We start from the raw sequence: 6,425 nt of genomic DNA on the forward strand, positions 1-6,425 counted from the left end.
GTCCTGGTCCCCGACGCACTCGGCATCCTCGAACACGTCGAAATCGGCCACTGACGCACGGCCGAAACCATCCCACTGAGGCACGTCCGAAACCACCGTGGAAACGCCAGGCGGCTGTTCGTGTCGCCCGGCTCTCCATGCGCGTCCGCCGGCCGCGCGTGACATCCGGACACGCCGTCCATGGGCCGGCAGTCGGCCCGGTTTTACAGTGAAGAGACCAGCTTTCTGGGGTCACGACAGGGAATGACCGCGATAAATGTGATGAAGTCGATGAAAGTCTTCCCCGGCGTGCTCGGGGCATTCGAACACACCGAGTTCAGGCACGGAGGGAAGGGGTCGCGCGCATGACCAAGGTGATGACCACGGGCCGGCCGGCACACGAGGTGCTGGCCTGGAGCCGTGACCTGACCGGTCCCGCCCTGCGGTCCGCGGTGGAGACGTTGCCCGCGTCGATGCGGCGCATCGCGGAGTACCACTTCGGCTGGCAGGACCAGGACGGCAGGCCGGCCACCACCAGCGGAGGCAAGGCCATCCGCCCGGCCCTCGTCCTCCTGTCCGCCGAAGCGGTGGGAACCCCCACCGACCTGCTGTCCGCCAAGGCCGTACGGAGCCCCACCGATCCAGGGGTGGCCGGGGGGCTCAATCTCGGGGCCATGTCGGCGGCGGTCGCGGTGGAGCTGGTGCACAACTTCTCGCTTCTGCACGACGACGTGATGGACGGCGACGTGACCCGCCGCCATCGCCCCACGGCCTGGAGCGTGTTCGGTGTGAGCGCGGCCATCCTGGCCGGTGACGCTCTGCTGACGCTGGCCTTCGACGTGCTCGGCGCCGACGGCCATCCCGCCGCCCCCGACGGGGCCCGGGTGCTCGGCGCCGCGGTCCTCGACCTGGTGGAGGGCCAGAGCGCCGACACGGCCTTCGAGGCACGTGCCGATGTCAGCCTGTCCGAGTGCGTGAGCATGGCGGAGGGCAAGACCGGAGCCCTGCTGGGCGGCGCGTGCGCCCTGGGCGCCCTGTTCGGCGGCGGCACCCCGGAGCAGATAGAGCGTCTGCGCGGGTTCGGCGACCGCCTGGGGCTGGCCTTCCAGCTCGTGGACGACCTCCTTGGCATCTGGGGGGATCCCGCGGTGACGGGCAAGCCCGTCTACTCCGATCTGCGCAACCGGAAGAAGTCCCTGCCCGTGGTCGCCGCCCTGGCCTCGGGCACACCGGCGGGTGACGAGCTGGCAACGCTCTACCGCCGCGAGCAGGAGCTCACCGGTCCCGATCTCGTCCACGCCGCCGAGCTGATCGAGGCCGCGGGCGGCCGTGCCTGGAGCCAGGCCCGGGCCGACGACCTGCTGGTCGAGGCGCTCGGCCACCTGACATCCGCCGACCCCGCGCCAAGGGCCGCCACCGAGCTGACCAGCCTCGCCCGCCTGGTCACCAAGCGCGACCACTGAGCGTAGGGGCACCTCCGGCGGCGAAGGCCCCGGGGCCTCGCCCGCCCGTCGGCCTCTGGTGACGCGGTCAGCGGGTCAGGGCCGCGATGATGCGGTCGAGGTCGGCGAGGTCGGCGAGGTCGAGGTCTCGCAGGGGCGGGGGCGGCTCGCCCAAGATGGCGTCGGCGAGCGAGGCGGCCTTCTCGCCCTCGGCGGTCACGGTCACGATCTTCTGGCGCCGGTCCTCGGGGTGGACGTCGCGCACCACCATGCCCCGCCGTACGAGGTCGTCCACGACCAGCGTGGTGTAGGGGGCGTCGGTCGCCAGCTCGGCGGCGAGCTGCCGCATGGTGAGCGGCGCCACGGCCAGCCGGCGCAGCGCCTTGACTCTGATGAAGCTCATGTCGAGCGCGTCGCAGACCTCCTTGCGCCGGTCGTACCGGTCGAGGACGAGAGCGCGCATGCCGTGCCAGACACGGGTGGCCATCTGGGGGTCGTGGCTCATGACGTGACGGGAATCCTCGTGTCGTCGACGGTGAGGCGCGCCGCGGTCCGCTCCGCGGTGCCCTTCGCCCATCTGCCCGTGGTGATGATACCGAGCAGGAGCACGATCGCCCCATACCCGGCGACGATCCACCAGCCCGCGAGACTGGCCTTGGTGAACCCGTCCCGCAGCGATCCGGTCATGCCGAACGCGAGCACCGACCCGGCGACGGCCACCCCGAGCGACTGGCCGACCTGGCGGCTCGTCGAGGCGACGGCCGCCGCGACTCCGGCCTGCGCGATGGGCATACCGGACACGGCGGTGTTGGTGACGGGCGCGTTCACCATGGCGAACCCGAAGCCGAAGACCGTATAGCTGGCGAGCAGCCAGGGAAGGGGCGTGGTCGCGGTCAGCCGGGTGAGCATGAGGCCGCTGGCCGTGATGGCGAGGCCCGCCATGATCAGCGAAGGCCGGGAACCGCGCTCCCCGACCAGCCGGCCGGACAGCGGGGCGAACACCACCGCCATGGCCGCGATCGGCAGCGTGCACAGCCCCGCGTGGAACGGCGAGAGCTGCCGCACGTCCTGCAGATAAAGCGTGTTGAGGAACAGGAACGCGCCGAACCCCGCGAACGCGCTCACCGCGATGACCGACGCCCCCGAGAAGGGAACGCTGCGGAAGAACCGCAGCTCGATCAGGGGTTCCGGGCGGCGCAGCTCGTACACGATCAGGGCGGCGAGCGCGGCCACGGCGGCGACCGAGAACGCGATGATCACCGGGGAGCTCCAGCCCCTGGCCGGCACCTCGATGATCGCGTACGTGAGTGAGGCCAGCGTCACGATGACCAGCACCTGGCCCACGGGGTCGATCCGGCGGGGCCGGGGTGCCCGGGACTCGGGGACGAACAGCGCGGTGAGCAGCAGGGCGACCGCCGCGACCGGCACGTTGATCCAGAAGATCGAGCGCCAGCCGGTCGAGTCCACGAGCACGCCGCCGACGACCGGGCCGAGCGCCATGCTGATGCCGACCACGCCTCCCCACACGCCGATGGCGCGGGCACGCTCCCTCGGCTCGGTGAAGGTGTTCGTGATGATCGACATGGCGACCGGGTTGAGCATCGAGCCCCCGATGGCCTGCAGGACCCGGAAGGCCACCAGCCAGCCGAGGCTCGGCGCGAGGCCGCAGAGCAGCGAGCCGGCCGCGAACACCACCAGGCCGATCTGGAAGGTGCGGCGGCGCCCGACGCGGTCGGCCGTCGAGCCGGACAGGAGCAGGAGGCTCGCCAGCACGAGGGTGTAGGCGTCGATGGTCCACTGCATCCCCGATACCGGCGCGTGGAGGTCGCGCTCGATCGACGGAAGGGCGACGTTCACGATGGTGTTGTCGAGCCCGACGATGAGCAGGCTCATGCAGCAGATCAGCAGGACGAGCATGCGCCGGCGGTGGCTGAGCTCGGTCACGTCCCTCCCAGGAGGTTGTAGGCGTACAACGGTATTAAGAGTACAACCAATGCCACCTATAGCCTGATTTATGCCTATGACCAGCGGATATATGGCCGATGTCCGGGAAGAACCAGTGTCGTGGGGGCGTGCGATGGCCGGTTACCCGCGACGGATCCCGCCTTCGGGCCGTTGAAGGGTGCCGCGCAGCGCGTTCGGGCCGGGCTCCGCCGTCGCCGCGCTCAGGGGGGACAGCGGCCGGTCACGCGCGGCCGAGGACGTACGGCTGCCGGCAGCGTGGCACTCGCGGCTGTCCCCCACTCGTTCCGCGGCGCCTCCGGCGACGATGGCGAGGATGGCGACGAGGCGGGAGAGGGTGGACCATGCCCGGTAACAAGGCGGTCGCGTATCGGGGCGCCGGCAAGGTCGCGGTCGAGGACACCGACTACCCGGAGTTCGAGCTCAAGGACGGGCCGGGGGTGAACCCCGCCAATGTCGGCCGCAAGGTCCCCCACGGAGCCATCGTCAAGGCCGTCGCCACGAACATCTGCGGCAGCGACCAGCACATGGTGCGAGGGCGCACCACCGCCCCCAAAGGGCTCATCCTGGGCCACGAGATCACCGGCGAGGTCGTGGAGCTGGGCCCCGACGTGGAGTTCATCAAGGTGGGCGACCTGGTGTCGGTCCCGTTCAACATCTCCTGCGGCCGGTGCCGGAACTGCAAGGAGGGCAAGACCGGCATCTGCGAGAACGTCAACCCCGACCGGCCGGGTTCGGCTTACGGGTACGTGGACATGGGCGGATGGGTCGGCGGGCAGGCGGAGTACGTGCTCGTGCCGTACGCGGACTGGAACCTGCTGAAGTTCCCCGACAAGGACCAGGCCATGGAGAAGATCCTCGACCTGGCCATGCTGGCGGACATCTTCCCCACCGGCTTCCACGGGTGCGTGACCGCGGGGGTGGGGGTGGGATCGACGGTCTACATCGCGGGCGCCGGCCCGGTGGGGCTGGCGGCGGGCGCGTCGGCGTTCCTGCTGGGGGCGGCCGTGGTGATCGTCGGCGACCTGAACCAGGACCGCCTGGCGCAGGCCCGCAGCTTCGGCTGCGAGACCGTCGATGTGTCCAAGGGCGATCCGGGGGATCAGATCGAGCAGATCCTGGGCGTCCCCGAGGTGGACTGCTCCGTCGACGCGGTGGGCTTCGAGGCGCGCGGCCACGGCAGGGAGGCGCGGACCGAGCGGCCCGCCACCGTGCTCAACTCCCTGATGGAGATCACCCGGGCCGGCGGCGCCATCGGCATCCCTGGCCTGTACGTCACCGGCGACCCGGGCGCGGCCGACGAGGCCGCCAAGGAGGGCTCGCTGTCGATCAGGCTGGGGCTCGGCTGGGCCAAGTCGCACGCCTTCTTCACCGGCCAGTGCCCCGTCATGCGCTACAACCGGCAGCTCATGATGGCGATCCTCCACGACCGGGTGCAGATAGCCAAGGCGGTCAACGCGACGCCGATCCCGCTCGACCAGGCCGCCAGGGGCTACGAGGACTTCGACAAGGGCGCGGCGTGCAAGTTCGTCCTTGACCCGCACGGGTTGCTTCACTCGCGCACGTAGAGGCGTACATGCGCGTCCTGGCCCTGTCCGGGGGGGACCCCCTCCGGGACAGGACCACGACGGTGGTTGGTGGCGGGCCCCGCCACGAGTCAGCCGTGACGGGGCCCGCGGTCTGGCGGGTTAGAGCGCCGGGTAGGCGTTCTGGAGGAGCTGGCGGAACTGCGCCGAGAACCAGGCACCGGAGATCGGAGCGTTCGGCAGAGCACCGGTCGCGTTGTTGCCGTTACGGTCGTTGCCGGTGTAGGTCGGGTCGCACATCCGGTCGAAGCCCTTGCCCTCGTCGTTCTGGATGGCCGAGCTGGAGCCGTCGGACTCGCCCGGAGGCTTGATCCAGACGTAGGCGTCGAGGCCGGTCGCGGGGTTCGCCCTCGGACGCTCGCCGAGACCGGCGCCGTTCTGGTTGCACCAGTTGCCGGCGTGGACCCGCCGGTCGACGCGGGACTGGTCCACGAAGGTGTTGACGTCGGTCGACGTGCTCGGGCCGGTGGGCCGGGCCGAGCCGCCCCAGCCGTTACGGGAGGTGTCGATCAGCATGCCGATGGTCGACGGGAAGCCCTCGGTGATGAGCCGCTGGCGGAACGCCTGGGCGTAGGTCAGCTCGTCGACGTAGAAGTTCCAGTCGATCCAGTGGGACTGGCGCACCGACTGGCCGTTCACGGTGGAGTTCACGGTGAAGTAGGGCTCGCTCAGCGCGGAGTAGTTGGCGGTGTTGGTGATGAAGCCGTCGACGCTGGCCATGCCCGCGGTGGTGCCGCGCGCGGTGCTGGCGAAGAGCTGGGCCGACGGGCCGAAGTTGGTGTCCCAGCCGAGCCAGCCGTGGTGCCCCGCGTCGATGTAGGTGTAAACGTTCGAGATCGCGTGCAGCTTGTTCAGGGCGTACTGCACACCCTGGACATAGGCGCCCGACTGCTGTGCCTCGGCGCAGGCCGCGAGGTTGGTGTTGGTGACCAGGTTCGGCAGCGAGTCGATCTCGACGATCGTCACGATCCGCAGTCCCGCGTACTGGGGGTCGGCCATGATCGCGGCGATCGGGTCGATGTACTCGGTCTTGTACCGGCTGAGGCCGTTCTCAGCGATCTTGAGCTCGCCGTTGGAGGCCAGGGCCGAGCAGTCGCGGTTCGGCAGGTTGTAGATGACGAACTGGATGGTCAGCGGGGTGCTGCCGTTGGCGGCGTCCTGCTGGACGGCCGCGTCGAGGTGCGCGCGCAGGCCCTTGGCGCTCGACGAGCCGGCGATGGCGGCGATGCGGTCCAGCCACACGCCCGTCGAGATGTTGGCGACGGCGGAGCCGCCCGGCTCGGCGGCGGCCTTGGACGACCAGTCGCTGTTCACGTAGCCGGTTGCGCCGGCGTAGGGGTTGTCGACGTGCGTGCCCGAGTTGCCGCCGCCCTGAACGGACGCGGTGACCGTGACCGAGGTGAGGCCCGAGGAGGCGACCGTGATGGCCCGGGTGCCGTTGGCGCTGCTGGCGTTC

General features: G+C 70.4%; 5 protein-coding genes. 2 read left to right on the forward strand and 3 right to left on the reverse strand.

Features of this window, described 5'->3' with window-relative positions:
• Nucleotides 1–344: 344 nt before the first annotated feature.
• The gene (locus AB0O34_RS10440; protein ID WP_363914828.1) at nt 345–1,442 is read left to right on the forward strand and encodes a family 2 encapsulin nanocompartment cargo protein polyprenyl transferase; all 1,098 of its coding nucleotides are present in this window, start codon (nt 345–347) and stop codon (nt 1,440–1,442) included.
• 67 nt (nt 1,443–1,509) lie between these two features.
• On the opposite strand, the gene AB0O34_RS10445 is transcribed toward AB0O34_RS10440, so the two are convergent.
• Nucleotides 1,510–1,926, reverse strand: a complete 417-nt coding sequence (locus AB0O34_RS10445) for a MarR family transcriptional regulator (RefSeq protein WP_363914830.1) — start codon at nt 1,924–1,926, stop codon at nt 1,510–1,512.
• A complete protein-coding gene (locus tag AB0O34_RS10450) occupies nt 1,923–3,365 on the reverse strand; it encodes an MFS transporter (RefSeq protein ID WP_363914832.1) in 1,443 nt (480 codons plus the stop codon). Before AB0O34_RS10450 ends, AB0O34_RS10445 begins: the two co-directional genes overlap by 4 nt.
• Nucleotides 3,366–3,727: 362 nt before the next feature.
• On the opposite strand from AB0O34_RS10450, the gene fdhA reads away from it, so the two are divergent.
• Nucleotides 3,728–4,951 carry a formaldehyde dehydrogenase, glutathione-independent gene (gene fdhA / locus AB0O34_RS10455; RefSeq protein WP_363914834.1) on the forward strand — a complete coding sequence of 408 codons (1,224 nt, stop codon included), beginning with the start codon at nt 3,728–3,730 and terminating at the stop codon, nt 4,949–4,951.
• Between the two features lie 120 nt (nt 4,952–5,071).
• Here the strand turns inward: fdhA and AB0O34_RS10460 are convergent.
• A partial coding sequence (locus tag AB0O34_RS10460) for a glycoside hydrolase family 6 protein (protein WP_363914836.1) occupies nt 5,072–6,425 on the reverse strand: 1,354 nt, incomplete at its 5' end.

The organism is Sphaerisporangium sp. NPDC088356 (genome assembly GCF_040685555.1).
Classification (GTDB): Bacteria; Actinomycetota; Actinomycetes; order Streptosporangiales; family Streptosporangiaceae; genus Sphaerisporangium.

What these genes read in the sequence shown, in the direction of transcription:
- AB0O34_RS10440 (WP_363914828.1), top strand. Translation starts at nt 345, where the DNA reads ATGACCAAGGTGATGACCACGGGCCGGCCGGCACACGAGGTGCTGGCC.
- AB0O34_RS10445 (WP_363914830.1), bottom strand. Translation starts at nt 1,926, where the DNA reads ATGAGCCACGACCCCCAGATGGCCACCCGTGTCTGGCACGGCATGCGC.
- fdhA (WP_363914834.1), top strand. Translation starts at nt 3,728, where the DNA reads ATGCCCGGTAACAAGGCGGTCGCGTATCGGGGCGCCGGCAAGGTCGCG.